Source organism: Bradyrhizobium sp. 142 (assembly GCF_023074015.1).
Classification (GTDB): Bacteria; Pseudomonadota; Alphaproteobacteria; order Rhizobiales; family Xanthobacteraceae; genus Bradyrhizobium.
Map to the genome: position 1 here is coordinate 1 of NZ_JADPKQ010000004.1, position 25,978 is coordinate 25,978.

The following is a 25,978-nucleotide window of genomic DNA, read 5'->3' on the forward strand; positions in this document are numbered from 1 at the left end:
TCGCTCGGCTTCCTCGAATATTCCTTCATCGAGACCGTCGAGGCGATGCATCCCTTCTACATCATCCGTGCGGCCGGCGGGGCGTTGTTCCTGATCGGCGCGCTGATCATGGCCTACAATCTCTGGATGACCGTTCGCGTTGGCGAGGCGGAAGAAGTCCAGGTGCCCGTCGCTCTTCAGCCGGCGGAATGAGGAGCTAAAGCCATGTCGTTCTGGACACGCCACCAAGTCTTCGAAAAGAACTCGATCATCCTGGTCGTCGGCATCCTCCTCGTGATCGCCATCGGCGGCCTGGTCGAGATCACCCCGCTGTTCTACCTCAAGAGCACGATCGAGGCGGTCGACGGCGTCAGGCCCTACACGCCGCTGGAGCTCTCCGGCCGCAACGTCTACGTCCGCGAGGGCTGCTATCTCTGCCATTCGCAGATGATCCGTCCGTTGCGCGACGAGGTCGAGCGCTATGGGCACTTCTCGCTCGCCGCCGAGAGCATGTTCGACCACCCGTTCCAGTGGGGTTCGAAGCGTACCGGTCCGGACCTTGCCCGCGTCGGCGCCAAATATTCCGACGACTGGCACGTGACCCATCTGACCAACCCGCGCGCGATCGTGCCGCAATCGGTCATGCCCGGTTATCCGTTCCTCGCGCAGACCGAGGTGGATCCGGATACGATCGCCGATCACATGCGCACGCTGAGGACCGTCGGCGTGCCCTACACCGACGACCAGATCGCCAATGCAGGCGCCGACATGAAGGCCCAGGCCGATCCGGACAACGCCGGCAGCGATGCCTTCGGCAAGCGCTACGCCAAGGCGGTGGTGCGCAATTTCGACGGCAAGAGCGGAACGCCGACCGAGATGGACGCGCTGATCGCCTACTTGCAGATGCTCGGCACGCTGGTCGACTTCAAGCTCTACAACGAGAAAGCCAATCTTCGCTGAGAAGGCAAGAACGATGAAAGCCATCCTGACACTCGACAATCTTGCGTCCGGTCTCGTGACCACGATCTGGACGCCGGTCTTCGTCGCGATCTTTCTCGCGATCATCGCCTACGCATTCTGGCCCCGTAACAAGGCTGCTTTCGACGAAGCGGCACACCTGCCGTTGCGGGAGGAGTAAGAGATCATGACCGATCATCATAACGACATCGATTCCGTTTCCGGCAGGTCCACGACCGGGCATGAGTGGGACGGCATCAAGGAGCTCAACACGCCGCTGCCGCGCTGGTGGGTGATCACCTTCTACCTCACCATCGTCTGGGCGATCGGCTACTGGATCATCTATCCGGCCTGGCCGCTGATCTCCAGCAATACCCGCGGCGTGATGGGGTACTCCTCGCGAGCCGACGTCGCGGTCGAGCTGGCCAACCTCGAGACGATCCGTGGAGCCAAGATGGTGGCGCTGGGTGCGGCCTCGCTGGCCGAGATCGAGAAGGATCCGGCGCTGCTGGCGCTGGCCCGTGCCAAGGGCAAGACCGTGTTCGGCGACAACTGCGCGCCGTGTCACGGCAGCGGCGGCGCCGGCGCCAAGGGCTATCCGAACCTCAACGACGACGACTGGCTGTGGGGCGGCACGCTCGACCAGATCATGCAGACCATCCAGTTCGGCGCGCGCTCCGGCCATGCCAAGACGCACGAGGGCCAGATGCTCGCCTTCGGCAAGGACGGCGTGCTGAAGCCGGACGAGATCGTCACGGTTGCCAACTATGTCCGCTCGTTGTCGGGACTCCCGACGCGGAAGGACTTTGATGCCGCCAAGGGCGAAAAGATTTTCGCCGAGAATTGCGTCGCCTGCCACGGCGATGGCGGCAAGGGCAACCAGGAGCTCGGTGCGCCCAACCTGACCGACAAGATCTGGCTCTACGGCTCGGATGAGGCAATCCTGATCGAGACCATCGGCCAGGGCCGCGCCGGCGTCATGCCGGCCTGGGAAGGGCGGCTCGATCCCGCCACCATCAAGGCGATGGCCGTGTATGTCCACTCGCTGGGCGGCGGAAAATAGCGAATCGGCGAAAAACGGGGCGAACAAATTGCCCCCGCTTGCGCTGGATCAACTGACGCTCCGGCGCCGGGTCTACGTTTAATCGCACCTCTCGAAAAGCTCCAGGCGATGAACAAGACCGTGAACCCGAACGAACTCACATCGGACGACAATTGCGGGCCGCTCTACGCCGCCCGCAAGAAGATTTATCCGCAGAGCGTCTCCGGTACATTCCGCCGGATCAAATGGGGCCTGATGGCGTTCTGCCTCGGCATCTATTACCTCCTGCCCTTCGTGCGCTGGAACCGCGGCCTCGGCGCCCCCAGCCAGGCCGTGCTGATCGACCTGCCCAACAGCCGCTTCTATTTCTTCTTCATCGAGCTGTGGCCGCAGGAGGTCTACTACTTCACCGGCCTTTTGATCGTGGCGGCGGTGGCGCTGTTCCTGATGAACTCGGTCGGCGGCCGCATCTGGTGCGGCTATCTCTGCCCGCAGACGGTCTGGACCGATTTGTTCTACGCCGTCGAGCGCCTGATCGAAGGCGACCGGCGCGAGCGGATGAAGAAGGACGCCTCGTCCGATCCGATGAAGCTCGAGCGCATCTCCGAGATCGTGCTCAAGCATTCGATCTGGCTCCTGATCGCCTGGTGGACCGGCGGCGCCTGGGTGCTCTATTTCAACGACGCGCCGACGCTGGTGAAGGAGCTTGTCACCTTCCAGGCGCCGATGATCGCCTATGCCTGGATCGGCATCCTCACCACGACCACCTATGTGCTCGCCGGCTTCATGCGCGAGCAGGTCTGCGTCTATATGTGCCCGTGGCCGCGAATCCAGGCCGCGCTCACCGACGAATGGGCGCTCAACGTCACCTATCGCTATGACCGCGGCGAGAAGCGCACCTCGGTCAAGAAGGCGGCCGAACTGCGCGCGCTCGGCGAGCACGCCGGCGACTGCGTCGACTGCTATCAGTGCGTCGCGGTCTGCCCGACCGGCATCGACATCCGCAACGGGCCGCAGCTCGAATGCATCCAGTGCGGGCTTTGCATCGACGCCTGCGACAACGTGATGACGAAGATCGGCCGGCCGACCCGCCTGATCGGCTACGACAACGACATCAACATCCACCGCCGTCAGGAAGGCAAGGCGCCGGTCTATCGCATCGTGCGGGCTCGCACCGTCATCTACAGCGCGATCATCGCAGCCGTCGGCGGCATCATGCTCTATACGCTCGCAACGCGCAGCCTGCTCGACGTCAACGTGCTGCACGACCGCAACCCGGTCGCGGTCAGGCTCAGCGACGGCTCGATCCGCAACGCCTATACGGTCCGATTGCTCAACAAGAGCGGCTACGACCGCGTCATCGCGATCGATGTCGACGGTCCGGTCAACGTCACGGTTCACGTCGTCGGCGTGGATTCGGTGACGCCGGACCGGCCGATGATCGTCATCCCGCGCGACACCACCAGCGAGCTTCGGCTGCTCGTCACCGCGCCTGCGGACGGCAATCCGGAGAAGTCGATCCCCGTCCGCTTCCACGTCACCGATATCGGCCTCGGCGAGGCCGCTTCCGCCACCGACAATTTCGTCTCTCCTTGAGAAAGTCCCGGAGTTCGCCATGGCATCCGCACCGAAGCCGCTGACCGGAACAAAAGTCTTGGTGATGCTGGTCGCCTTCTTCGGCGTCGTGATCGGCGTCAACGTGACCATGGCGAAGCTCGCGATCGCGACGCTGCCCGGCACCGATGTCGACAGCCCTTATGCCGCCGGTCTCAGCTACGACCGGGAGATCTCGGCGGCGCAGGATCAGACCGCACGCAAATGGCAGGTCAATGCCCATATCGAGCGCCGTAGCGATGGCGGCGCCACGCTCGAGGTCGAGGCGCGCGATGCCGGCGGCCTTCCCATGAGCGGTTTGAAGTTCGGCGGCCGCCTGGAGCGGCCGACCGACAAGCGGGCCGATCTCACGGTCGAGCTCGCCGAGGCCGGAATCGGCATCTATCGCGGCAATGCCGCTTCCATCGCGCCGGGCCAGTGGGACCTGGTGATCGAGGGCGAGACGCGGGGCCAGCGCGTGTTCCTGTCGCGCAACCGCGTGATCCTGAACTGAAGGAATTCGTCATGCACGTCACGCGGGACTTCTCGCACTACGTCCGGACCGCGGGCGACGGCGTCCAGCACATCGATCTTGCGGTCGAAGGCGTTCACTGCGCCGGCTGCATGGCCAAAATCGAGCGCGGACTGTCCGCCATTCCCGACGTCACGCTGGCGCGTGTGAACCTCACCGACCGGCGCCTCGCGCTGGAATGGAAGCAGGGCACGCTCGACCCGTCTCGTTTCATCGATCGGCTCGAGGAGCTCGGCTACAAGGCCTATCCCTACGAGACGGAGAGCGCGGAGGCGACCGAAGTCGCCGAATCACGCTTCTTGCTGCGCTGCCTCGGCGTTGCCGCGTTCGCCACCATGAACGTGATGATGCTGTCGATCCCGGTCTGGTCAGGCAACGTCTCGGACATGCTGCCCCAGCAGCGCGACTTCTTCCACTGGCTGTCGGCGCTGATCGCGCTTCCGGCGGCGGCCTACGCCGGCCAGCCGTTCTTCCGCTCGGCTTGGCGCGCGCTGTCGGCGAAGACGACGAACATGGACGTCCCGATCTCGATCGGCGTGATCCTGGCGCTCGGCATGTCCGTGGTCGAGACCTTCCACCACGCCGAGCACGCCTATTTCGACGCGGCGGTCATGCTGCTAACGTTCCTGCTGGTCGGCCGCTTCCTCGACCAGAACATGCGGCGGCGGACTCGCGCAGTCGCCGGCAATCTCGCCGCGCTGAAGGCGGAGACCGCGGCGAAATTCGTCGGGGCCGATGAGATTTCACAGGTGCCGGTGGCGGCGATCCATCCCGGCGACATCGTGCTGCTGCGCCCGGGCGAGCGCTGCGCAGTCGACGGCACCGTGATCGAGGGGCGCTCCGAGATCGACCAGAGCCTGATCACGGGCGAGACGCTCTATGTTGTGGCCGAGCATGGCACACAGGTCTATGCGGGGTCGATGAACATTTCAGGCACGCTGCGGGTGCGGGTCTCCGCGGCCTCCGAGGCGACGCTGCTGGCGGAAATCGCGCGACTGCTCGACAACGCGCTGCAGGCGCGCTCGCGCTACATGCGGCTTGCCGACCGCGCCTCGCGGCTCTATGCGCCGGTGGTGCATGCCACCGCGTTCCTCACCATTCTCGGCTGGGTCATCGCCGGCGCTAGCTGGCACGATGCGATCGTGTCAGGCGTTGCCGTCTTGATCATCACCTGTCCCTGCGCACTCGGGCTCGCAATTCCGACTGTGCAGACCGTGACCTCGAGCGCGATGTTCAAATCGGGCGTGCTGCTCAATTCGGGCGACGCCATCGAACGGCTCGCCGAAGCCGATCATGTCATCTTCGACAAGACCGGCACGCTGACGCTGCCGGAGCTCGAAGTGACGAACGCAGCCGATATACCCGCCGACCTGTTCGAGCTCGCCGGTCGACTTGCGCTGTCGAGCCATCACCCGGTGGCTGCCGCGGTCGCGCAGGCCGCGGGCGCCCGATCGCCGATCGTCGGTGCGATTGAGGAGGCCGGGCAGGGCGTGCGGGCAACCATCGACGGTGTCGAGATGCGCCTTGGTCGTCCGTCCTTCTGCGGCGCCGAGGCGTTGATCGGCGCCGACGCCGCTCTCGATCCAGAAGCGTCCATCGTGGCCTTCACCAAGGGAACCGAAAAGGTCATCCTGACGGTGCGTCAGGGGCTGCGCCCGGATGCGCAAGTCGTGATCGCAGCACTGAAAGCACGCAACATCGGCATCGAAATTCTTTCCGGCGACCGCGAGCCGGCGGTGAGGGCTGCGGCCCATGCTCTCGGCATTATCGAGTGGCGCGCCGGCGTCACGCCTGCCGACAAGATCGCGCGGATCGAGCAATTGAAGCAGCGCGGCGCAAAAGTGCTGATGGTCGGCGACGGCATGAACGATGCGCCCTCGCTTGCGGCAGCGCACGTCTCGATGTCGCCGATCTCGGCCGCGCATCTCAGCCAGGCGACCGCCGATCTCGTCTTCCTCGGCCGGCCGCTGGCCCCTGTCGTCGCTGCGATCGACTCCTCGCACCAGGCGCTGCGCCTGATGCGGCAGAACCTCTGGCTTGCGATCGGCTATAACGTCCTGGCCGTGCCGGTAGCGATCAGCGGCGTCGTGACGCCGCTGATCGCTGCGGCAGCCATGAGCGGATCGTCGATCCTGGTCATGCTGAATTCGCTGCAGGCACGCCGCGCGTCGCGGGAGATCGCGTGATGGAGATCCTGGTCATCCTGGTGCCGCTGGCGCTGATGCTCGGCCTTGCGGGCTTGGTCGCCTTCCTCTGGTCGCTCCGAAGCGGGCAGTACGACGATCTCGACGGCGCCGCGTGGCGGGCAATCGCCGACGAGGAGCCGCCGGTCAAGCGCTAGCGCTTCAAGTCGAGCGTGAGCAGGGCCGCCGCCGCGAGGGCGAGACCTACTCCGGCGATGCAGGCGTGCCAGCCGAAGGCGTCGAACAGCCGCCCGAGCACGGCGGTGCCGACCAGCCCCCCACAGAAATAGCAGGCTAGATAGGTGCCGCTGGCAACGCCGCGATTCTCGCTCGCCACCTGTCCGACGAACCCGGTAGCAGCGGCCTGCGCGAAAAAGGTTCCGACACCAACGAGGACCATGCCGGTGAGCACCTCGCTCAGATGAGGCGCCAGCATCAGCGGCAAGCCGATCGCCGCCACGGCGATGCCGCCCCAGATCGCCGGCCGCGTTCCAAGGCGTGATGCGATCCGGCCGGCCAGCAACGTCGTGACCACCGACGGCAGGAAGACGAAGTAGACCAATCCGATATCCATCATGCCGAGTGACAGCGGCGGCCGAACCAGAACGAAATTGACGAAAGTGAAGGTGCCGATGAAGGCGAACAGAATGCAGAAGCCGATACCGTAGGCCGCCCGCAACCGCGGATTGCGCCAATGCGCGATCATGGCGGCAAGCGGCGACCCAGTCGGCATCATCGTGTGCATGGGTTGCGCGCGCTTGATCGTGAAATAGACCAGCATCGCGCCCGCCAGGTTGAGGGCCGCGAAGAAATAGAAATTCCACGCCAATCCGAGGCCGTCGGCGACCGCGGCCGAGATCAGCCGGCCGATAAGATTGCTGGCGACGTTGCCGGTGATGTAGGCGGCAAACGCGCCGCCCGCGTCCATTGCGCTGCATTGCTCGCCGAGATAAGCGAGCGTCAAGGCAAAGGCGGAAGCCATGCAGAGGCCCTGTGCGACGCGCAAGGCGGTAAAGACCGCAAGATTGGGCGCGGCCGCAAGCAGGGACGTGGGGATCGCGAGAAGCGCCAGGCTGAGCAGGATGCCGGTCCGGCGGTTGATCTGCGGACTGAGGAAGCCAATGACGAGGCTGGCGATCGCCATGCCAATGGTACTGGCATTGACGGCGAAGCTCATCGCCGCCGGCGTGACGCCATAATGCCGCGTCAACGACGGCAGGATGGCCTGGGTCGCGAACAGGTCGACCACAGTCAGGAATGCGGTCAATCCGATCACGAGGGAGCGAAAAGCCACGCCCGGCGAATGCTCACCCATCTGCGTGGCTGTCGGTTTCATCTGCGCGGACAGATCGGTCATGGCACGATTCCTGTGCAGCCTTTGCTGTCATTCCGGGACGGCGCACCGGGCGCCAGACCCGGAATGACGGGATACCAAAAGACTCGTTACATGTTGTGGTCGTGCGGATCCTTGCGGACGTCGCCGACATAAAGAATCACGGTTTCCTTGCCGAGGTTCTTCCACCAATGCGAGGTCCCGAACACTTCGGGGCGAAGATCGCCGGCCTTGTGCACGATCTGATCGACGCAGTTGGAGGCATATTCGACGATCTCCCCCTGCTGCACGAAGATCAGGGCAGGGCGATCGTCATGGCTGTGCCAGGGCACGATGCCGCCGGGCTCGATAGTCAGCTTGCGGAAGCGCAGCTCGCGGCCTTCGATATGCGCCGGCTGCTTGCCGAGGTCGATCATGCCGAGTGTCACGTCGGTAACGCCGACGGGCTTGTAGTCGACCATCTGCCGCGCGTTCGGCTTGATCTTGTCGGCCGGGCATTCGCCGGCGAACACCGGTTGCGTAGAGAGCATCAGCGCGCCGACGAGCGCAAAACCCGGTAAGATCGCCCGGGAAAGTCCGATGTTGTTGAACATAGGGAAGTCTCCTCTGTTGGCCGCGACCTCGAATGCCGCGGCTGCGATATCAGTTTGGTCGAGATCTCGTGTTGGTTTAAATGCCGTGTATCTCTCGAAACCATAGCAAGCCGCTATGCGTGCCCAAGCATGTGCTTGATGTCGGCGGAGAAGGTCGGATAGGCATAGACGTTGTCGCGGATCTGGCTGGCCGTGATGCCAAATTTGATCGCAAGCCCGAAGATGTTGATGAGCTCCTGGCCCGCATGGCCGAAAAAGTGCGCGCCGAGAACACGGTCGGTGGTGCGATCGACGATCACTTTGGACCATGCGACGGTCTCGGCATAGGAGCGGGCGGAAAACCAGTCGCGCATGTCGTTGACGTGAACCTCGATGGCGGATCCATTGTGCCGTGCCGTCGCTTCTGTCAGACCGACGGCAGCAAGCGCCGGCACGGTGTAGACCGCCGTAGCCATGCCGGCGTAGTCGGGCGCATGTCGTGGTCCGTCGACGATGTTGCCGCCGACGATGTCGCCTTCATAGCTTGCAACCGGGGAAAGCTGCGGCGAGATCGGCACGGCATCGCCGCAGACATGAACCCGTGGATTTGAGGTCGAACGCAAGTGGCCGTCGAGCGAGATTCGTCCGTTCGTATGTTCGACCTGGCCGGCCGCAAGGTCCAGCGAGCCTGTATTGGCCACCCTGCCGGAACCGTTGACGACACGATCGGCCTCGGCCGCGTGCTCGACCCCATCTCGGGTAAAGACCACCCTGAACCGGCTGCCGGTCCGTTCGATTCTCCGCACGCCCACGCCGGCCTCGACTTTGATGCCGATGCGCTCGCTCTCCGCCTGCAACTGGGCGACGGCATCGGCGTCCATTGCCGGCAGGAGTCGTGGCAGCGCCTCGAGAACCGTCACTCCGGCGCCGGCGCGCGCGTAGATGTGCGCGAATTCCAGCGAGATTACGCCGCCGCCGATAAAGATGACCGAAGCCGGCAAGTCGCGATCGCTCAACATCGCGTCCGACGTGATCATGTGCTCGGCGCCGGCGATCGGTAGCGGCCGCGGCTTCGAACCGGTCGCGATAACGACGTGGTTGGCCTCGAGCACGCGATCGCCGACGCGAATGGTGCTGGGCGCAACGAAGGTGCCATACCCCTTGATCACTTCGACCTCGCGACGCGCCATCGCGCGGGCGAGGTTGGCGGGGATATCCTTGATCATGTTTTTCTCGCGGTCGATCAGCGCCGCCCAGTCGAGCCGCGGCTTGCCGACTGCGATATGATGAACGGCAGCGCGCTCGATGTCGTGCAGCATCTGGCCGGCGGCGACCAGAACCTTCTTGGGCGTACAGCCGCGATTCGGACAGGTGCCACCGAGATCGAGCGGCTCGATCATCGCGACGGAGAGTCCGGCCCGCCGGACGGGGCCGGTCACTCCGATCCCGGCATTGCCGCCGCCGAGGATGACGACATCGAATGTTTGGCACACCATCGGACCCTCGCTATTTGGCGGTGATGGTGGCCGTGATGGACTTGACGACCATGGTCGCCATCTTGAACTGCGCCTCGCGATTCCGGATGTTGTGGCGCTTTGCGATCCAGTCGAAATCCGTCCAGACGGCCCAGACGTCGCCATTGCCATCCTGGGTCAACAACAGGCGGACCGGCCAGTCGAGCCCGGCGTTGGGGTTGGAGGTGATGAACTGCGTGCCGAGCGGCGGATTGCCGAAGACCAGCAGGGTGGAGGGGCGAAGCTTGATTCCAGCGTCGGCGGCAAGCTTGGACTGATCGACTTCGAGGAAGAATTTGATGCCCTTTGCGGCGATGTCCGCCTTGATGCGGCTGATCGCCTCCGACAAAGGGATCGCGCTCTTGACGCGGACGATGCCGTCATCACTGTCGGCTCGTGCAACCGATGTTGCGGCCGACAGCAGCAGGAAAAGCAGCAGAAGCGACGTGGCGAGGTTGGCAAGGCGCGATGCGATTTGACGGTTCATGGCAGTCCTCCTGTGAGTGGCAGCTTGGATCGCGGCTAGGATGGAGGCGGCGCTCTGCCGAGTGAAATGCGAAACGACTCTGAACGCGATAGCCCCGCGCTATCGTGGCGCGATACGTTTCGGCTATCGAACCGATTGTGGATCGGCATTTCCGCCGGGGCGGCTTCCACTGTTTGATGGCGGGGCGGGCGGACCCGTCTATCCGGAGGAGCGTCCCGTGAAACTGTCCAAGATTCTCATCGCCAGCGCCGCATTCGCGGTTGTCGCCACATCGGCCTTCTCCTAACGGCTTCCCTTGCGGGCGGCCGGACTACGCGAGTAGTATTTGAACTGAAAGCGGGAGCGCAAAATGACATCCCTTTCGCCGGCCGATGCCGAACGGCTCAAGCTTGCCTTCCAGCGCTGCAAGGACATGGAGGGCACGCTGAACGAGCAGCTCCGAGCTTATGCCGATGCCGGGCGCGAGATCTTTCCCGCCTATGGCGAGGCGGTCGATCATCTGGTGACCAGATTGAACGGAAACGGCGGCGGCGAGAGCGCGCCGCGTCCGGGCGATGCGATGCCGCCGTTCATGCTGCCTGACGAGAGCGGACGTCTCGTCACGTTGCCGTCGCTGCTAGAGAACGGGCCGGTTGCGGTGATGTTCTTCCGGGGCCATTGGTGCCCCTATTGCCGGCTCAATGTCCGCGCGGTGATCCAGGCACAGGATCGTATCGATGCGATGGGCGCGCGGGTCGTCGCGATCATGCCGGAGACGCAGGAATATACCAGGACGTTCAGGCTCGACGCTGGCGCGCCATTCCCGATCCTGACCGATCTCGACAACGGCTATGCGTTGTCGCTCAACCTGGCGATCTGGCTTGGCGCCGAGATCCAGCGGCTGCTGTCCTATCAGGACATGGCGAAATTTCACGGCAATGATGGCTGGATGCTGCCGATCCCGGCCGTGTTCGTCGTCGGCCGCGACGGGATCGTGAAGGCCCGCTTCGTCGATCCGGATTTTCGCAAGCGTATGGAGATCGACGATCTGCTCGCAGAGCTCGAGATGGCGAGTCGGGAGCGTTGATCTTCACCTCACCCCGCTTGTGCCAGGCAATCGCATATGGAGCGCACGATGCGGCGACATCGGCAGTGGGCTCCCTCTCCCGCTTGCGGGGGAGGGCTGGGGTGGGGTGTCTCCGCGTCGGGATTGTTGAGATTGGGGGAGGATATCCCGTCGTGGCGAGAGCCCCCACCCGCCGCGCTCTGCGAGCGCGTCGGCCTCTCCCGCAAGCGGGAGAGGCGGCCCATGGACAATCCTCGTGAAATCCATATGCGATTGCCCTGCCGCACGCGGGGAGAGGCGAAGAGGCTCCTACAACACAGCCGCCACTTCGGCCGCCGTCGGCATCGACGGCCCGGCGCCCATGCGCTGCACGCTGATCGATGCAGCCGCGTTGGCGAAGGCGAGGGCGTCGCGCAAGGCTGCGCCGCGGGCGAACTGCGCCGCCAGCGCGCCGACGAAGCAGTCGCCGGCGCCGGTGGTGTCGACCGCCTTCACCACACGGCCGGGCACGAAAAATTCCTCATGGCCGGCGAGCGCGAGCACGCCGCGCTTGCCGAGGGTGACGCAAATCGTCTGATCCTGATTAGCCTGAAGCTGACGTGCCGCATCGACGATCCGTACCGCATCGTCGTCCTCGGACAGTTCGACGCCGGCGAGCAAGCCGAGCTCGGTCTCGTTCAGCACGAGCACATCGACGAGCGCGAGCAGTTCGCGGGAGAATCTCTGCGCCGGTGCCGGGTTCAGCAGCGTCGTCGCCTCGGCTGCCCGTGCGCGCCGGAAGAAGGCGGCAATCGCGGGCAGCGGAATCTCGAATTGGCTGACGGCGACGTCGCCCTGCACCAGCGGCACGACGTTGACGTCGTCGGCGCCGACCAGCGCATTGGTGCCGGGAATGACAACGATGGTGTTGTCGGTCTCGGCGACCGTGATGATCGCAGTGCCGGTATGCGCTTCGGCGCTCTCCTGGAGGTAACCGAGATCGATGCCCTGATCGCGGAGGAAAGTCTTCAGCTCGGCGCCGAAGGAATCCTTGCCCAGCCGGCCGATCAGCGTGGTCCCGGCTCCGAGCCGCGCCGCTGCAACGGCCTGGTTGGCGCCCTTGCCGCCCGGAAAATACAGCACCTGCCTGCCGGCGACGGTCTCGCCGACTTTTGGGTGGCGATCGGCTGTCGCCACCACATCCATGTTGATGCTGCCGGCAACGAAGACGCGTCCCATGCGACACTCCAGGAAGAGCTAGACCCTGACTTCGAACTCGTGCCTGACTTTGGCGATATCGACGAGAGTGGGCAGGCCGGCCTCGTTGCCGAGGCGCTGGATCTTGTAAGTCGAAGCGGCGCGGGCGAAGTCGAAATGTTCGCGCCAGCTTTTGCCGGGATGGGCCAGGTACGAATAGACATAGGCGCCGTGGAAGACGTCGCCGGCGCCATTGGTGTCGATCACGCGCTCGCGCGGGATCGGCATCGCCGGCATGGTCTCGACCGCGCCGGTCTCGTTGTACCAGAGCAGGCCCTTCTCACCCATGGTGATGCCGCCGATCTTGCAGCCGCGGCCCTTGAGATAGTCGAGCATTTTCTCCGGCGTCAGATCCATCTGCTCGCACAGCCGCTCGGCGACGATGGCGACGTCGATGTATTCGAGAAGCTCGTGGGTGTTGGTGCGCAGGCCGCCGCCGTCGAGCGAGGTCAGAATGCCGGCCTCGCGGCAGACCTTTGCGTAGTGGATCGCGGCATCGGGCTGATGGCCGTCGACATGCAGCGCGCGGCAGCCGCCGAGGTTGAGCATCGGGAACGGATGGATGTGCTCGTCGTCGCGGCAGCGGACGATGGCACGCTTGCCGTCCTTGGGCATGATGAAGGACAGTGACGACTGGTTGACCTTGCGCCCATGCAGCGAGATCGCGTATTTCGCGCACATGTCCTGGAACATGCGCCCGAGCCAGTCATTGGCGACCGTGGCGATCATGTCGGGCACGATGCCGAGCTTGGCGCAGCAGAATGCCGCCGTCACCGCGTTGCCGCCGAAGGAGACCGCGTAGTCCGAGGCCACGTGCTTTTCGTCGCCGGTCGGCATGTGGTCGGTGATGAAGACGACGTCGATATAGGTCTGTCCGATAAAAAGAGCCTGCATTGCTTGTCCGTGATGCGCTTTGTGGTCCCGGCCGGCTGGCTTTACTCTAGCACCGGTTCCGCTGATGGGACGCTGAAATTATTCGCAAATCGGCCGCCCGAAGCGCTTGAGGTCAGCTTGGGGCCCGAATACGACCATCATCGGGCAATGCCAAGCCCGGACAAATGCCGTCTTTCGGACCGATGTTCCACGTCGACAAAAAGGGGGGGGAGCATGATCACCGGCCTCGATCACGTCGTCGTTCTGGTGAGCGATATCGGTGCGGCCAAGGCGGCTTATCAGACGCTGCTGGGGCGTCCGCCGGCCTGGCAGAATTCCGGCGAGGGCGCCGACCGGGTGCTGTTCACGCTCGCGAACATGACGATCGAGCTGATGGCGCCGAGTGGCTTCAGCGTGGCGGCGGACCGGACACGCGCGCTGCTGGATGACCACGAGGGCGTGCTCGCCAGCCTGTGCTTCCGTGTCGCAGACATGGGCCGGATGCACCGGCGGCTGGAGCGGGTGGCCTTGAGGCCTGAGCCCGTCGCGGAGGTCGAAAGCAGCGACGCCGAAACTGACGCCGTCCTGCACTGGAAGCGCACGCGTGCGGCCACCGAGTTGACGCGGGGCGTGCGCATGTTCTTCCTCGAGCTGGCCGAGGAGCGCCCGCTGTCGGCTGCGACCGACATCGCGCCGATCGATGCGCTCGACCACGTCGTGATCACGACCGAGGATTCCGAGCGTGCCGCCGCACTTTACGGCGCGCGGCTCGGGCTCGACCTGGCGCTCGACCGCTCGCATCAGGATTGGGGCCAGCTGATGTTCTTCCGCTGCGGCGACCTCATCGTCGAGGTGGTGCGCCGCCCGATCGCAGGCGGCGATACCCTGCATGATCGTCTGTGGGGGCTGAGCTGGCGGGTGACGGACATCGACGCCACACGCGCCCGCCTGATCGCCGCCGGCCTTGACGTCACCGAAGTCCGCAACGGCCGCAAGCCCGGCACGCGGGTGATGACGGTCCGGACCGGCACCTGCGGAATCCAGACCGTCCTCTTGGAGCGTTCGCCGAAGCCGGTGGATTAGCCGCCGTTCTCTCCACTCGTCATTGCGAGCGAAGCGAAGCAATCCAGACTGTCTCCGCGCTGGGATTCTGGATTGCTTCGTCGCAAGGGCTCCTCGCAATGACGGCGCCCGCATGTTACATGCGTGTTAACAGCACCTCAGCGAGCAACCGGTTTGGCGAAGGCAAAGGCAAAGCGAAATCCGAGATGGCAGCGCGACCCCGAGGGCATGCGGCTGCGCATCCTCGAAGCCGCCAAGCAGGAATTCTCGGCCCACGGCCTTGCCGGCGCGCGCGTCGACCGCATCGCGGCCCAGGCCGGCGCCAACAAGCGCATGCTCTACTATCACGTCGGCAACAAGGACGATCTCTATCTCGCGGTGCTCGAAGGCGCCTATGACAAGATCCGCAGCGAGGAGCGGGGGCTCGATCTCGAACACCTCGACCCGCCCGAGGCGATCCGGCGCTTGATCGAATTCACCTGGAACTATTTCCTGCGCAATCCCGAATTCCTGTCGCTGCTCCAGACCGAGAACCTCGCGCGCGCAAAACATCTGAAGCGCTCGGCCAAGGTCAAGTCGATGCACTCGCCCTTCGTCGAGATGATCCGCACCGTGGTGCGCCGCGGCGTCGAGAGCGGCGACTTCCCGGTGGCGGTCGACCCCGTCCAGCTCTACATCTCGATCGCGGGGCTCTGCTTCTTTTATCTATCGAACTCGGCCACGCTGAGCGTGATCTTCGGCCGCGACCTGCTCGCCAAGGACGCCAAGGCCGAGCGGCTGGCGCACATGGTCGGTCTCGTGCTGGCGGCACTGACGGGGCAGTCCGCCGCGCTGTTCGATGTGGTGAAGCCGCCGAAGAAGGGCGCGGCTGTGGCGCAGACGGTGTAGCGGCTGCGATTTCGTCGCTTCGGCCCTCGCGCTGATGAGTGCGTTTGACGCGATATGCCTCTCCATCGTCGTCCCGGCGAAGGCCGGGACCCATACCGCGTGATCTATCGACTGTGCGCGGTGCTAATCCCGAACGACCGGTCTTCGCCAAATTTCACCCTGTGGCTATGGGTCCTGGCCTTCGCCAGGACGACGCCGAGGATTTGGCCAGGTCTTCGATCTCAAAAGCCCAAACTTGCCCGGAACCCCCGCGCAAAAGGTCACACGGAAAGCTCTGGACAGTATTTATCCAACGGGTTAATTTCTCCCCGAACGAACAAGAATACCGGGAGTGAGACGTGGCTGAGTTGAAGCCGCAGAGTGCGGTGTCCAAGATGCTGAATGCGGCCTGGATTCGGCCGTTTCTGTTCCTGGTGTTCATCGTCGTGGCCTGGGATCTCGCGATCCGGCTGTTCAAGATCCCCGCCTACCAGATCCCGTCGCCGGGCGATGTCATCGCGGTGCTGCGCACGGACTGGCCGGAACTATTGCGACAGTCCTGGCCGACGACCTATGCCACGGTCTGCGGCTTCGCGCTTTCCGCGCTGTTTGGCATTCCCGTCGCGATGCTGATCGCGGGATCGAAAACGGTCGAAAGCTACGTCTATCCGCTGCTGGTGTTCTCGCAATCGGTGCCGAAGATCGCGATTGCGCCGCTGTTCGTGGTCTGGTTCGGCTTCGGCATCATTCCAAAAGTGATCTCGGCCTTCCTGCTCGGCTTTTTCCCGGTGGTGGTCTCGGCCGTGCAGGGTTTCAAATCGGTCGACCCTGACATGGTCGATCTCGCCCGCGCCATGCAGGGCAGCCGGTTCCAGGTGTTCTGCGCGGTAAACCTGCCGCATGCGCTGCCGGCGATCTTCTCCGGCCTCAAAGTGTCGGTGACGCTTGCCGTGGTCGGCGCTGTCGTCGGCGAGTTCGTCGGCTCCAATTCCGGCATTGGCTATGTGATGCAGCGCTCGATCGGAACCTTCGACCTGCCGACGATGTTCGCAGCCCTCGTGATCCTCGCGCTGCTCGGCGTCGTGCTGTTCTGGATCGTGGACCGGATCGAGAAACTGATCATTCCCTGGCATGTCAGCCAGCGCGAGGACGTGATTTTCGCTTCTTAAAACAGAGCAACCAACGGCCACCAACGGCCGGGCAACAACGACAAGGGAGAGTGACGATGAAGCGGTGGATAGGAGCTGCATCAGTGGCGCTGATGGTGTTCGCGGCGATGCCGGCACAGGCGGCCGACAAGGTCGTACTGATGCTGAACTGGTACGTCTATGGCGAGCACGCGCCATTTTACTATGGCAAGGCCAAGGGTATCTATGCGGCCGCGGGCATCGACCTCGAGATCCAGGAAGGCCGCGGTTCGGCCGCGACCACGCAGGCTGTGGCCGCCAAGACCGCCGACTTCGGCTATGTCGACGTGCCCACCATGATGCGCGCCGCGATCAAGGGCGCGCCGGTGATCGCAACGGGCGTGCTGCTCCAGACCAGCCCGATGTCCGCCATGGGTTTCTCCGACAAGAACATCAGGAAGCCCGAGGACATCAAGGGCAAGACGGTGGCGATCACGCCGGCGGATTCCATGACCCAGATCTGGCCGCTGTTCCTGAAGAAGACCGGCCTGAAGGAGAGCGACTTCCAGACCGTTGCCGGCGACGGCCAGACCAAGCTCAACGCCGTCATCAACGGCCAGGCCGATCTGTTGCTCGGCTACGTCATGGACCAGTCGATGAAGATCAAGGACGCCACCGGCAAGGACGTCTATCCGATCAAGTTCGTCGACTACGGCATCAACATGGTCTCCTCGGGCATCATCGCCAACTCCGACTATGTGAAGGCCAATGCCGATCTCGTCCGCCGCTTCATGTCGGCGACGACCAAAGCGGTCGAAGCCGCGGAGAAGGAGCCGAAGGCGGCGGCGCAGTCGATCCTCGATGCCAACCCGAAGGGCGGCAAGATCGAGACACTGACGCAGGGCTTTGAGTTGACGATTCCGCTCTACCGGACGCCCGAGACCAAGAGCAAGCGGCCATTCCAGGTCACCGACCAGAACATGACCGATAGCGTCAACCTGATGGTCGAATATGGCGGCCTCGATGCCAAGGCCAAGGAGAACCCGAAGGCCTTCTACTCCAACGACTATCTGCCGAAGGGCGATTCGTGAAACCAGCGCCCCTAGCAAATGATACCGTGCAGCCGGCCGCGCATCTGAGACTGGTGAGCGACCGGGCCGCGAGCGGCGCGTCGGGCATCACACTGTCCGGCGCGTCCAAAACCTATCGGACGCGCGATGGCGACGTGCCGTCGCTGCGGCCGCTCGACTTCCACATCAATGACGGCGAGTTCTTCGTCGTGGTCGGCCCAAGCGGCTGTGGCAAGTCCACGCTGCTCAAGCTGATCTCGGGATTGCTGCCGCCGACATCAGGCGAGATCCTGGTCGAGGGCGAGAAGGTGACGAAGCCGCACGGCAATGTCGGCATCGTCTTCCAGAATGCGCTGCTGCTGCCGTGGCGCAACATTCTCTCCAATGTGATGCTGCCGATCGACATGAAGCGGCTGCCGCGGCAAACATATCTCGATCGCGCCAAGGCGCTGTTGAAGCTGGTCGGGCTGGAAGGCTTCGAGAAGAAACTGCCCTGGCAGCTTTCCGGCGGCATGCAGCAGCGCGCCTCGATCTGCCGCGCGCTGGTGCACGATCCCAGGATCATGCTGATGGACGAGCCGTTCGGCGCGCTCGATGCGCTCACGCGCGAGCGCATGAACGTAGAACTGATGCGGATCCAGCGCGAGACCAGGAAGACGGTGCTGCTGATCACGCATTCGATTCCCGAGGCGGTGTTCCTCGCCGACCGCGTGCTGGTCATGACCGAGCGGCCCGGTGCGGTCGCCGCAATCTACGACGTGCCGCTGCCGCGCCCGCGTTCGCTCGACGTGATGGCCGATCCGGTCTTCACCGAGCTCGTGCAGCGCATCCGCAAGCATTTCTTTTCGCAAGGGGCATTGGATTAGATGGGGATGGTCTTCTCTAAACGGACCACATGCTCGCTACGCTCCCTCCCCCGCCTGCGGGGGAGGGTTGGGGAGAGGGTGTTCCTGCATCGGGACTGTCCCACTGAGGAGAGAACCCTCACCCGGCGCTACGCGCCGACCTCTCCCGCAAGCGGGAGAGGCGAGCCGCCCGCGGCCATGCCTGTCGCATCAAATTCACCTCGCGTGGTTTTAGCACCATGGCTCCGCGCCTGAAGCTGCGAGAGATCGCCTTCTTCGAACGTCCCGTGCATTTCGCGCGGCCGTTCCGCTTTGGCGCGATCACGATCAATGCGACGCCGCAGCTGTTCGTGCGGGTCGAGATCGAGGTCGAGGGCAGGGGAAGCGCGGTCGGCGCCAGCGCCGAGCTGCTGGTGCCGAAATGGTTCGACAAGCGGCCGGAGCTGTCAGCGGCGCAGACGGTCGACGGGCTGCGAAGATCGCTTCAGATCGCACGCGAGCTTTATCTGGCGCAGACCGGATTCCAGACGGCGTTCGAACTGCATGCCTCGTGCATGGGCGCCCAGATCGCGGCTTGCGCGAAAGAGAACATTCCGCCGCTTGCCGCCGCCTATGGCCTGGCGGAGATCGACAAGGCGATCCTCGATGCGCTGCTTCGCGCCGCCGAGACCAGCTTTTTTGACGGCATGGCCGGCAACATTGCTGGTATTGATGCGCGGCTTTCGCCTGACCTGAAGGAAACGGACTTCACGACGTTTCTCTCCGGCCGAAAGCCGCTGCCGCGGGTTGCTGTCAGGCATACCGTCGGCCTCGACGACACCATTGAAGGTGAGGGCGGCGTCGCCGATGTCCGCGAGAACGCCGGCGCGCGTTACTTCAAGCTGAAACTCTCCGGTGATCCCGCGGCCGACACGGCAAGGCTGGCGCGTATCGGCAAGGAGCTCGACACGCTCGCTCATGACTACAAAGTCACCCTCGACGCGAACGAGCAATATGCCGATCTCGCCTCGTTGCATGCGCTGATCGATCGGCTTGATCGTGATGCCGCGCTGAGGTCGATCTCGTCACGCCTGCTTTATATCGAACAGCCGATGCCGCGCGACATCACGCGGCAGTCGCCGCTCGGCTCGCTCGCCGGGCGCGACTTCATCATCGATGAGGCCGATGATTCCTACGACGCGTTCCCATCCGCGCGTGCGCTCGGCTATCACGGCATCTCCTCGAAGTCCTGCAAGGGGCTCCACAAGTCCATCGTCAACGCGACCCGTGCGGCGAAATGGAGCACTGGCGGCGAAAAATTCTTCGTGACCGGCGAGGACCTGACCTGCCAGGCTGGGCTTGCCATTCAACAGGACCTTGCACTCGGCGCCTTTATCGGCATCGCGCACGCCGAGCGCAACGGCCACCACTATGTCGACGGCTTCGGCGATGCGCCCGCCGCGGAAGCCGAGGCTTTCGCGGCCGCGCACCCTGATCTCTACGCCGACACCGGGCAGGGCGTCCGCCTCAACATTCACCACGGCGATCTCCTGACGGGATCGCTTCACGCAACGGGCTTTGCGACGTCGGTCCATCCGGACTGGTCGGCGCTGGCCCCGCTCGAACAGCCAAAATCACCTTGGGAGTAATTGGCATGACCACCCAACGCCTCGGCCTCATCATGAACGGCATCACCGGCCGCATGGGGCTCAACCAGCATCTGATCCGCTCGATCGTCGCGATCCGCGACCAGGGCGGCGTCCGGCTGAAAAACGGCGACCGCGTGATGCCAGATCCGATCCTGGTGGGCCGCAGTGCGGACAAGGTCGAGCGGCTCGCCAAGCAGTTCAATATCACCCGCTGGACCACCGATCTCGATGCGGCGCTCGCCGACAAGAACGACACCATGTTCTTCGACGCCGCGACCACGCAGGCGCGGCCCGGCCTGCTGACCCAGGCCATCAATGCCGGAAAGCACGTCTATTGCGAAAAGCCGATTGCGACGAATTTTGAAGAAGCGCTCGAGGTCGTCAAGCTCGCCAACGCCAAGGGCGTCAAGCACGGCACGGTGCAGGACAAGCTGTTCCTGCCGGGCCTGAAGAAGATCGCCTTCCTGCGCGACTCCGGCTTCTTCGGGCGCATCCTCTCGGTGCGCGGCGAGTTCGGCTATTGGGTGTTCGAAGGCGGCTGGCAGGAGGCGCAGCGGCCGTCCTGGAACTATCGCGACGAGGACGGCGGCGGCATCATTTTGGATATGGTCTGCCATTGGCGCTACGTGCTCGACAATCTGGTCGGCGAGGTCGAGAGCGTCATGTGCATCGGCAGTACCGACATCCCCGAGCGCTATGACGAGCAGGGCCAGAAGTACAAGGCGACCGCGGACGATTCCGCCTATGCGACATTCCAGCTCAAGGGCGGAATCATCGCCCATATCAACATGTCCTGGGTGACGCGGGTCTATCGCGACGACCTCGTCACCTTCCAGGTGGACGGTACGCTCGGCTCGGCGGTCGCGGGCCTCTCCGACTGCGTGATCCAGGCGCGGCAGGCGACGCCCCGGCCGGTGTGGAATCCGGACGAGAAGCGGCTGCACGATTTCTACGGCGACTGGCAGAAGCTGCCCGACAACGTCACCTACGACAACGGCTTCAAGGAGCAGTGGGAGATGTTCATCCGCCACGTCTACGAGGATGCGCCCTACAAGTTCACGCTGCTCGAAGGCGTCAAGGGCGTGCAGCTCGCCGAATCCGCGCTGAAGAGCTGGAAGGAGCGGCGCTGGATCGACGTCGCGCCGATCAAGATCTGAGATCTATTGGATAAGTCTCGATGTTTGTTGAGTCGTCATTGCGAGCGAAGCGAAGCAATCCAGAATGCCTCCACGAAGAGAGTCTGGATTGCTTCGTCGCTTCACTCCTCGCAATGACGGGGAGAGGTCCGAAATCATGAACAAGCCCGTCCTGCCGATGTCGTCCCTGTCGTTGAAGCTGCCGAAGGCCGACCGCTCGATCGAGACTTACCGGCTCGCGGCGTCACGAACCTTTCCCGCCAAGCTCGATGGCACGCTGAACCGCATCGCGTTCTCGGCCGTGCATACCGTCGTCGATCCCTTCGCCGACAACGATCCCTGGCTGTCGGTCGCTGTCGACTGGGACAAGACCATCGCCTTCCGCGAGCACGTCTGGGATCTCGGTCTCGGCGTGGCTGAAGCCATGGACACCGCGCAGCGCGGCATGGGGCTGGACTGGCCAACCTCGCTGGAGCTGATCACGCGCTCGGTCGCGGCCGCCAAGCGGCGCAACGCGCTGGTATTCTCGGGCGCCGGCACCGATCACCTTGCGGTGGAGGATGCCAAAAGCCTGGACGACGTGATCCGCGCCTATGAAGACCAGATCTCGGCGGTCGAGAAGGTCGGCGGCCGCATCATCCTGATGGCGTCGCGCGCGTTGGCGAAGCTCGGCCGCAACGCCGACGAGTACGCAAAAGTCTATGACCGTGTGCTGTCGCAGGTCCGCGAGCCCGTGATCATCCACTGGCTCGGCGACATGTTCGATCCGGCGCTGACGGGATATTGGGGCACGAAAGATCTCGACAAGGCGATGGACACGGCCGTCGGCATCATCAACGGCAACGCCGCCAAGATCGACGGCGTCAAGGTCTCGCTGCTCGACAAGCAGCGCGAGATCGACATGCGCCGTCGCCTGGACAAGCGCATCAAGATGTACACGGGCGACGACTTCAACTATGCGGAGCTGATCGCCGGCGATAGCCAAGGATTCTCGCACGCGCTGCTCGGCATCTTTGATGCGATCGCGCCGGCGGCGTCCTACGCGCTGTCGCGGCTTGCCGCCAGCGACGAGGCCGGCTTCCACGACGTGCTTGGGGCGACCGTGCCGCTGTCGCGGCACATCTTCAAGGCGCCGACGCGGTTCTACAAGACCGGCGTGGTGTTCATGGCTTACCTCAACGGCCACCAAGATCATTTCACCATGGCCGGCGGCCAGGAGAGCACGCGCTCGATGCTGCATCTGGCCGAACTGTTCCGTCTGGCCGACAAAGCCGGCCTGCTCGCCAATCCGGAGCTGGCGACGCGGCGGATGAAGATCGTGCTGGCTTCGCACGGGATCGAACTCTGATGCGCGATTTTTCGTCCGACCATCGTTGGCTGTCGCTGAACACGGCGACAGTCCGCAAGCAGGGTGACCTCGTCGAGATCATCGACGCCTGCGTGCGTCAGGGCATCCGCGCCATCGATCCCTGGCGCGACCAGGTCGCAGCAGTCGGCTTAGAGCGTGCCGCGCGTGCGGTGCGCGAGGCCGGCCTCGAGCTTTCGGGCTATTGCCGTGGCGGCATGTTCACCTCGGACGCGTCGCGGCGCGGCGAGGTGCGGGATGACAATCGCCGCTGCGTCGATGAAGCCAAGGCGCTGGGCGCGCCCTGCATCGTGCTGGTTGTCGGCGGCCTGCCGCAATATTCGCGGCCGGGCAGCGAGACCTCGAAGGACATCGCCGGCGCGCGAACCCAGGTCGAAGAGGCGTTGGCCGAGATGCTCGATTACGCCAAACAGGCAAAACTGCCGCTGGCGATCGAGCCGCTACATCCGGCCTATGCGGCGGACCGCGCCTGCGTGAACACGACGAAGCATGCGCTCGACATCTGCGACCGGCTCGATCCTAGTCGCACCGGCATGCTCGGCGTCGCGCTCGACGTCTATCACATCTGGTGGGATCCGGAGCTGATGGGCCAGATTGCACGCGCCGGCCAAGATCGTCTGCTTGCGTTCCACGTCTGCGACTGGCTGGTCCCGACCAGGGACATCCTCAACGACCGCGGCATGATGGGCGACGGCGTCATCGACATCAAACGGTTGCGCGCCGCCGTCGAGGCGCAGGGCTTTGCCGGCTACTCGGAGATCGAGATCTTCTCCAACGAGTGGTGGGGCAGATCAATGAACGAGGTGCTTCGGACCTGCATCGAGCGGCATCGGACGGTGGTGTAGGGCGTGATGAAGTCAGGTTCGATCGGCTGTCTGGGCTCGCCGCAGGGCCAATCGCATATGGCCTGTTGGGCGGCTTGAGCGCGAGCCTCGTCCTTCGAGACGCGCGTTCCGCGCACCTCAGGATGAGGCTAGCGGCATCGGCGCCCGTTGAAACTGCTGCCGCGCATTCCATCGTCATCCTGAGGAGCCGCCAAAGCGGGCGTCTCGAAGGATCGGCCGCAGGGAAACCCGACTCTCAAATGCGATCACACTGTCTCCCTACGGGAGAGGTGATGTCAGTGAGCTCGAGGCTCGGCCGATTCAACCAAACTCATCCCGCTGTCGCGCTGCCCTCATGGGCCTGCGACCTGTCGCAGTGTGTTGAAGGGCGCCTTCTGCTCGCTGCTCAGTGTGGCACAGGACTCGTCCAGGGCTGGTTCGACCGGTCAGTATGGCCCTAATGCTCTGAACCGACTCCCGTTCTCGGCGGCAGTACGGACATTGGTCGGACTTGCTGCTGGCTCGACCCGGTCGCGAATGACCCTCAACAGACGGTATTTGTTTGGTCCGGGAACATGCGCGGCGGGGCTTCTGCCCGTATCCGTCCGAAGCGGGCGACCAAAATCTGAGCCGTCCGCCATTTGGATGAGGTTCGCGCAGGAACCTTGCCCCAGCCTGGGATGTTGGAGAGCGATACAATAACTCAGGAGGAAACTCTCATGAGAACGCTTTTACTGACTGGTGTGCTGGCGGTTGCTGGCTTCGCTATCGCCACGCCGATCTCCACTGTGCCCGCGTCGGCTCAAGTTGCCGTTGAGACTCCGCTCGGCGGCGTAAGAGTGGGCCCGGAGCACCGTTACTACCGGGACTATGATCGACCCGCTTATCGTGCCTACGGATATGATCGCGGATATCGCGGATGCCGCACCGTTACGATCGAGCGTGACGACGGTTCGGTCCGCAGGGTCCGCCGTTGCGACTAGCAGCACCGGGCTAGAAGATCGAGCCTCACAAGAGCGTCGAGCCGGTTCTCGCAATCGAGGAACTGGAACCCACCACTCGGGCCGCGTCGGTTGGGCGGCCTCTTTCATTTCGCTAGTATCGCTTGTTGACGAAGGGCGGCATCAGTACATCGCTCGCACAACGAAACCACCCGCGATGTCGGCATGCCTCAAGCCGGACGCCCAAGCACTTGAAAGATTGCGCGCAGCCTGCGAGTGCACTGGCACCGCTCTCAAGGCCTAGCGCGGGAATCGTTGGTATGCCAATGTAGGGTTGTGCCAAACCCGCGGGAGGTCAAGCATGCGAACGAACATAGTGGGAGCACTTTGCGCCATCGCAATGGTTGCGAGCGCACACGCAGCGGTCAGGGAAGAGCCGGTCACCTACACGGATGGCGAGACCACGATGAAGGGCTTCGTTGTCTACGACGACGCGACCCAGGCCAAGCGGCCCGGCATCGTGATGGTGCACGAATGGTGGGGCATCACCAAGCATATCCACAACGAGGCGCGGAAGTTCGCGGAGCAGGGCTACACAGCCTTCATTGCGGATATGTATGGCGACGGCAAGACCGCCGACAATCCGAAGGACGCCGGTGCGCTCTCGGGGTCGGTGATGAAGGACCCGAAGGTGATGGAGCAGCGCTTCAACGCCGCGCGGCAGCAGCTTGCCAAGCAGGCCTCGGTCAATCCCCAACGGATCGGCGCCGTTGGCTACTGCTTCGGCGGGGCGGTCGTGCTGAACATGGCGCGCGCCGGCGCCGATCTCGCCGCCGTTGCGGGCGTTCACGCAACGCTTGGTCTCAACACTCCCGCACCGGCGCCGGGAACCGTCAAAGCGAAAATCCTCATTCTGAACGGCGCGGACGACCCGTTCGTGAAGCGCGAGCAGTACGATGCGCTCAAGAAGGACTTTGACGCCGCCAAGGCGGATTACCGGATCATCGAGTACCCCGGCGCCGTGCACGCGTTCACGAACCCCGAAGCCACCGAACTCGGCAAGAAGTTCAACTTGCCGCTCAGATACGACGCCAAGGCGGATCAGGAAGCGAAGGCCGAAGCAGCCAAGCTGTTTGCCGCAAACCTTCAAAAATAAGCAGAGGGGCCGCTAGGCGGCCCCTTCTATCTGTGGCCGGTTTAGCCGCGGGATAGTCAAGTCAGGACTGCACCTTCGCGCCGGCACTTTCGCTGCGGACGAGATTGTGAACGTGAGTCCCGCTTCTGTGCCATCTCGGACCTTCGCCCTTCACCGCATTGGGCCGCTCTCGGCCGAATGCCGGACATGCGGCTAACGAGAAGCACGAAGCAGCCCCCCGCAGCGTTGCTATGCCCCGGTCCTGCATCGAGCGGCATAGATCGGTGGTGTAGGGCGTGATGAAATCAGGTTCGCCTGGGCTGGCCGCAGGGCAAATCGCATCTGGCCTTTTGGGCTGCCTGAGCGCGCGCCTCGTCCTTCGAGACAACCGCTGCGCGGTCTTTTCAGGATGAGGCTAAGCGGCAGCGTTCGCTCAACTGCGCTCTCTGCCACGGGCAAGGACTTCGCGATAATATTCACAGCGCTCATGTTCTTTGTGCCGGCGTTCTCGGCCCTGATCATCGGATTCCGTCGCGCCCGGGCATTAAAGCTCGCAAGCATTCCCGCGCAATGATCCAACTAGACGTTCGGCGAGGGTCAGCTTTTGGCCCGTCGCGTCAGTGGGCGCAAT

25 protein-coding genes and 1 pseudogene are annotated in these 25,978 nt (G+C 63.9%); 20 read left to right on the plus strand and 6 right to left on the minus strand.

The genetic code is table 11. The features are described from left to right. The 8 genes and pseudogenes from IVA82_RS00135 to ccoS all read left to right on the plus strand — a co-directional run. A pseudogene (locus tag IVA82_RS00135) lies at positions 1-192 on the plus strand (cytochrome C oxidase); the annotation flags it as partial. 12 nt (positions 193-204) lie between these two features. Then, positions 205-939, plus strand: a complete 735-nt coding sequence (ccoO, locus tag IVA82_RS00140; protein WP_247383545.1) for a cytochrome-c oxidase, cbb3-type subunit II — start codon at positions 205-207, stop codon at positions 937-939. A gap of 13 nt (positions 940-952) precedes the next feature. Further along, on the plus strand, positions 953-1,117 hold the full coding sequence (locus tag IVA82_RS00145) for a CcoQ/FixQ family Cbb3-type cytochrome c oxidase assembly chaperone (RefSeq protein WP_015687703.1): 165 nt from the start codon (positions 953-955) through the stop codon (positions 1,115-1,117). Positions 1,118-1,123: 6 nt separating this feature from the next. Then, positions 1,124-1,999: a cytochrome-c oxidase, cbb3-type subunit III gene (gene ccoP, locus IVA82_RS00150; protein ID WP_247383546.1), complete on the plus strand. Its 876-nt coding sequence runs from the start codon at positions 1,124-1,126 to the stop codon at positions 1,997-1,999. Positions 2,000-2,107: 108 nt separating this feature from the next. After that, positions 2,108-3,574, plus strand: a complete 1,467-nt coding sequence (gene ccoG, locus IVA82_RS00155) for a cytochrome c oxidase accessory protein CcoG (RefSeq protein ID WP_247383547.1) — start codon at positions 2,108-2,110, stop codon at positions 3,572-3,574. Positions 3,575-3,593: 19 nt separating this feature from the next. Next, positions 3,594-4,085 carry a FixH family protein gene (locus IVA82_RS00160; RefSeq protein WP_247383548.1) on the plus strand — a complete coding sequence of 164 codons (492 nt, stop codon included), beginning with the start codon at positions 3,594-3,596 and terminating at the stop codon, positions 4,083-4,085. An 11-nt stretch (positions 4,086-4,096) separates the two neighbouring features. Continuing rightward, on the plus strand, positions 4,097-6,289 hold the full coding sequence (locus IVA82_RS00165; protein WP_247383549.1) for a cation-translocating P-type ATPase: 2,193 nt from the start codon (positions 4,097-4,099) through the stop codon (positions 6,287-6,289). Then, complete coding sequence (gene ccoS, locus IVA82_RS00170; protein ID WP_247383550.1) at positions 6,289-6,444, plus strand: cbb3-type cytochrome oxidase assembly protein CcoS; 156 nt, start codon at positions 6,289-6,291, stop codon at positions 6,442-6,444. The genes IVA82_RS00165 and ccoS overlap by 1 nt, the downstream gene beginning before the upstream one ends. On the opposite strand, the gene IVA82_RS00175 is transcribed toward ccoS, so the two are convergent. The 4 genes from IVA82_RS00175 to IVA82_RS00190 all read right to left on the minus strand — a co-directional run bounded on the left by IVA82_RS00175 (position 6,441) and on the right by IVA82_RS00190 (position 10,192). Further along, complete coding sequence (locus tag IVA82_RS00175) at positions 6,441-7,643, minus strand: MFS transporter (RefSeq protein WP_247383551.1); 1,203 nt, start codon at positions 7,641-7,643, stop codon at positions 6,441-6,443. The genes ccoS and IVA82_RS00175 overlap by 4 nt on opposite strands. An 86-nt stretch (positions 7,644-7,729) precedes the next feature. Next, positions 7,730-8,212, minus strand: a complete 483-nt coding sequence (locus IVA82_RS00180) for a cupin domain-containing protein (RefSeq protein ID WP_247383552.1) — start codon at positions 8,210-8,212, stop codon at positions 7,730-7,732. 113 nt (positions 8,213-8,325) lie between these two features. Continuing rightward, the gene (locus IVA82_RS00185; protein ID WP_247383553.1) at positions 8,326-9,687 is read right to left on the minus strand and encodes an NAD(P)/FAD-dependent oxidoreductase; all 1,362 of its coding nucleotides are present in this window, start codon (positions 9,685-9,687) and stop codon (positions 8,326-8,328) included. Positions 9,688-9,697: 10 nt separating this feature from the next. Continuing rightward, a complete protein-coding gene (locus IVA82_RS00190; RefSeq protein WP_247383554.1) occupies positions 9,698-10,192 on the minus strand; it encodes a DUF302 domain-containing protein in 495 nt (164 codons plus the stop codon). A 349-nt stretch (positions 10,193-10,541) separates the two neighbouring features. Between IVA82_RS00190 and IVA82_RS00195 the strand changes: the two genes are divergently transcribed. Then, complete coding sequence (locus tag IVA82_RS00195; RefSeq protein WP_247383555.1) at positions 10,542-11,258, plus strand: peroxiredoxin-like family protein; 717 nt, start codon at positions 10,542-10,544, stop codon at positions 11,256-11,258. Between the two features lie 288 nt (positions 11,259-11,546). On the opposite strand, the gene rbsK is transcribed toward IVA82_RS00195, so the two are convergent. After that, positions 11,547-12,455, minus strand: a complete 909-nt coding sequence (rbsK, locus tag IVA82_RS00200) for a ribokinase (RefSeq protein WP_247389443.1) — start codon at positions 12,453-12,455, stop codon at positions 11,547-11,549. A gap of 18 nt (positions 12,456-12,473) precedes the next feature. Further along, complete coding sequence (locus tag IVA82_RS00205) at positions 12,474-13,367, minus strand: sugar kinase (RefSeq protein WP_148737417.1); 894 nt, start codon at positions 13,365-13,367, stop codon at positions 12,474-12,476. Positions 13,368-13,580: 213 nt separating this feature from the next. Between IVA82_RS00205 and IVA82_RS00210 the strand changes: the two genes are divergently transcribed. From IVA82_RS00210 to IVA82_RS00260, 11 genes are all read left to right on the plus strand, one after another. Then, entirely contained in the window at positions 13,581-14,429 is an 849-nt protein-coding gene (locus IVA82_RS00210) for a VOC family protein (protein WP_247389442.1), read from the plus strand. 153 nt (positions 14,430-14,582) lie between these two features. Continuing rightward, the gene (locus IVA82_RS00215; protein WP_247389441.1) at positions 14,583-15,296 is read left to right on the plus strand and encodes a TetR/AcrR family transcriptional regulator; all 714 of its coding nucleotides are present in this window, start codon (positions 14,583-14,585) and stop codon (positions 15,294-15,296) included. 338 nt (positions 15,297-15,634) lie between these two features. After that, positions 15,635-16,444, plus strand: coding sequence for an ABC transporter permease (locus tag IVA82_RS00220; RefSeq protein ID WP_148737411.1), 810 nt, complete (start codon positions 15,635-15,637; stop codon positions 16,442-16,444). A gap of 56 nt (positions 16,445-16,500) precedes the next feature. Then, complete coding sequence (locus tag IVA82_RS00225) at positions 16,501-17,493, plus strand: ABC transporter substrate-binding protein (RefSeq protein ID WP_247389440.1); 993 nt, start codon at positions 16,501-16,503, stop codon at positions 17,491-17,493. Further along, positions 17,490-18,338, plus strand: coding sequence for an ABC transporter ATP-binding protein (locus IVA82_RS00230; RefSeq protein WP_247389439.1), 849 nt, complete (start codon positions 17,490-17,492; stop codon positions 18,336-18,338). Before IVA82_RS00225 ends, IVA82_RS00230 begins: the two co-directional genes overlap by 4 nt. 218 nt (positions 18,339-18,556) lie before the next feature. Beyond that, the gene (locus IVA82_RS00235) at positions 18,557-19,945 is read left to right on the plus strand and encodes a hypothetical protein (protein ID WP_247389438.1); all 1,389 of its coding nucleotides are present in this window, start codon (positions 18,557-18,559) and stop codon (positions 19,943-19,945) included. Between the two features lie 5 nt (positions 19,946-19,950). Next, positions 19,951-21,102: a Gfo/Idh/MocA family oxidoreductase gene (locus IVA82_RS00240; protein ID WP_247389437.1), complete on the plus strand. Its 1,152-nt coding sequence runs from the start codon at positions 19,951-19,953 to the stop codon at positions 21,100-21,102. 136 nt (positions 21,103-21,238) lie between these two features. Then, on the plus strand, positions 21,239-22,429 hold the full coding sequence (locus IVA82_RS00245; RefSeq protein WP_247389436.1) for a dihydrodipicolinate synthase family protein: 1,191 nt from the start codon (positions 21,239-21,241) through the stop codon (positions 22,427-22,429). After that, on the plus strand, positions 22,429-23,292 hold the full coding sequence (locus IVA82_RS00250) for a sugar phosphate isomerase/epimerase family protein (RefSeq protein WP_247389435.1): 864 nt from the start codon (positions 22,429-22,431) through the stop codon (positions 23,290-23,292). The genes IVA82_RS00245 and IVA82_RS00250 overlap by 1 nt, the downstream gene beginning before the upstream one ends. A gap of 698 nt (positions 23,293-23,990) precedes the next feature. Continuing rightward, positions 23,991-24,254, plus strand: a complete 264-nt coding sequence (locus tag IVA82_RS00255; protein WP_247493119.1) for a hypothetical protein — start codon at positions 23,991-23,993, stop codon at positions 24,252-24,254. Between the two features lie 319 nt (positions 24,255-24,573). Further along, a complete protein-coding gene (locus tag IVA82_RS00260) occupies positions 24,574-25,368 on the plus strand; it encodes a dienelactone hydrolase family protein (RefSeq protein ID WP_247389434.1) in 795 nt (264 codons plus the stop codon). The last annotated feature ends 610 nt before the right edge of the window (positions 25,369-25,978 follow it).

Bases quoted from the DNA above. Each gene is read 5' to 3' on its own strand.
- ccoO (WP_247383545.1), top strand. From the start codon at position 205: ATGTCGTTCTGGACACGCCACCAAGTCTTCGAAAAGAACTCGATCATC.
- IVA82_RS00145 (WP_015687703.1), top strand. From the start codon at position 953: ATGAAAGCCATCCTGACACTCGACAATCTTGCGTCCGGTCTCGTGACC.
- ccoP (WP_247383546.1), top strand. From the start codon at position 1,124: ATGACCGATCATCATAACGACATCGATTCCGTTTCCGGCAGGTCCACG.
- ccoG (WP_247383547.1), top strand. From the start codon at position 2,108: ATGAACAAGACCGTGAACCCGAACGAACTCACATCGGACGACAATTGC.
- IVA82_RS00160 (WP_247383548.1), top strand. From the start codon at position 3,594: ATGGCATCCGCACCGAAGCCGCTGACCGGAACAAAAGTCTTGGTGATG.
- IVA82_RS00165 (WP_247383549.1), top strand. From the start codon at position 4,097: ATGCACGTCACGCGGGACTTCTCGCACTACGTCCGGACCGCGGGCGAC.
- ccoS (WP_247383550.1), top strand. From the start codon at position 6,289: ATGGAGATCCTGGTCATCCTGGTGCCGCTGGCGCTGATGCTCGGCCTT.
- IVA82_RS00175 (WP_247383551.1), bottom strand. From the start codon at position 7,643: ATGACCGATCTGTCCGCGCAGATGAAACCGACAGCCACGCAGATGGGT.
- IVA82_RS00180 (WP_247383552.1), bottom strand. From the start codon at position 8,212: ATGTTCAACAACATCGGACTTTCCCGGGCGATCTTACCGGGTTTTGCG.
- IVA82_RS00185 (WP_247383553.1), bottom strand. From the start codon at position 9,687: ATGGTGTGCCAAACATTCGATGTCGTCATCCTCGGCGGCGGCAATGCC.
- IVA82_RS00190 (WP_247383554.1), bottom strand. From the start codon at position 10,192: ATGAACCGTCAAATCGCATCGCGCCTTGCCAACCTCGCCACGTCGCTT.
- IVA82_RS00195 (WP_247383555.1), top strand. From the start codon at position 10,542: ATGACATCCCTTTCGCCGGCCGATGCCGAACGGCTCAAGCTTGCCTTC.
- rbsK (WP_247389443.1), bottom strand. From the start codon at position 12,455: ATGGGACGCGTCTTCGTTGCCGGCAGCATCAACATGGATGTGGTGGCG.
- IVA82_RS00205 (WP_148737417.1), bottom strand. From the start codon at position 13,367: ATGCAGGCTCTTTTTATCGGACAGACCTATATCGACGTCGTCTTCATC.
- IVA82_RS00210 (WP_247389442.1), top strand. From the start codon at position 13,581: ATGATCACCGGCCTCGATCACGTCGTCGTTCTGGTGAGCGATATCGGT.
- IVA82_RS00225 (WP_247389440.1), top strand. From the start codon at position 16,501: ATGAAGCGGTGGATAGGAGCTGCATCAGTGGCGCTGATGGTGTTCGCG.
- IVA82_RS00235 (WP_247389438.1), top strand. From the start codon at position 18,557: ATGGCTCCGCGCCTGAAGCTGCGAGAGATCGCCTTCTTCGAACGTCCC.
- IVA82_RS00240 (WP_247389437.1), top strand. From the start codon at position 19,951: ATGACCACCCAACGCCTCGGCCTCATCATGAACGGCATCACCGGCCGC.
- IVA82_RS00245 (WP_247389436.1), top strand. From the start codon at position 21,239: ATGAACAAGCCCGTCCTGCCGATGTCGTCCCTGTCGTTGAAGCTGCCG.
- IVA82_RS00250 (WP_247389435.1), top strand. From the start codon at position 22,429: ATGCGCGATTTTTCGTCCGACCATCGTTGGCTGTCGCTGAACACGGCG.
- IVA82_RS00255 (WP_247493119.1), top strand. From the start codon at position 23,991: ATGAGAACGCTTTTACTGACTGGTGTGCTGGCGGTTGCTGGCTTCGCT.
- IVA82_RS00260 (WP_247389434.1), top strand. From the start codon at position 24,574: ATGCGAACGAACATAGTGGGAGCACTTTGCGCCATCGCAATGGTTGCG.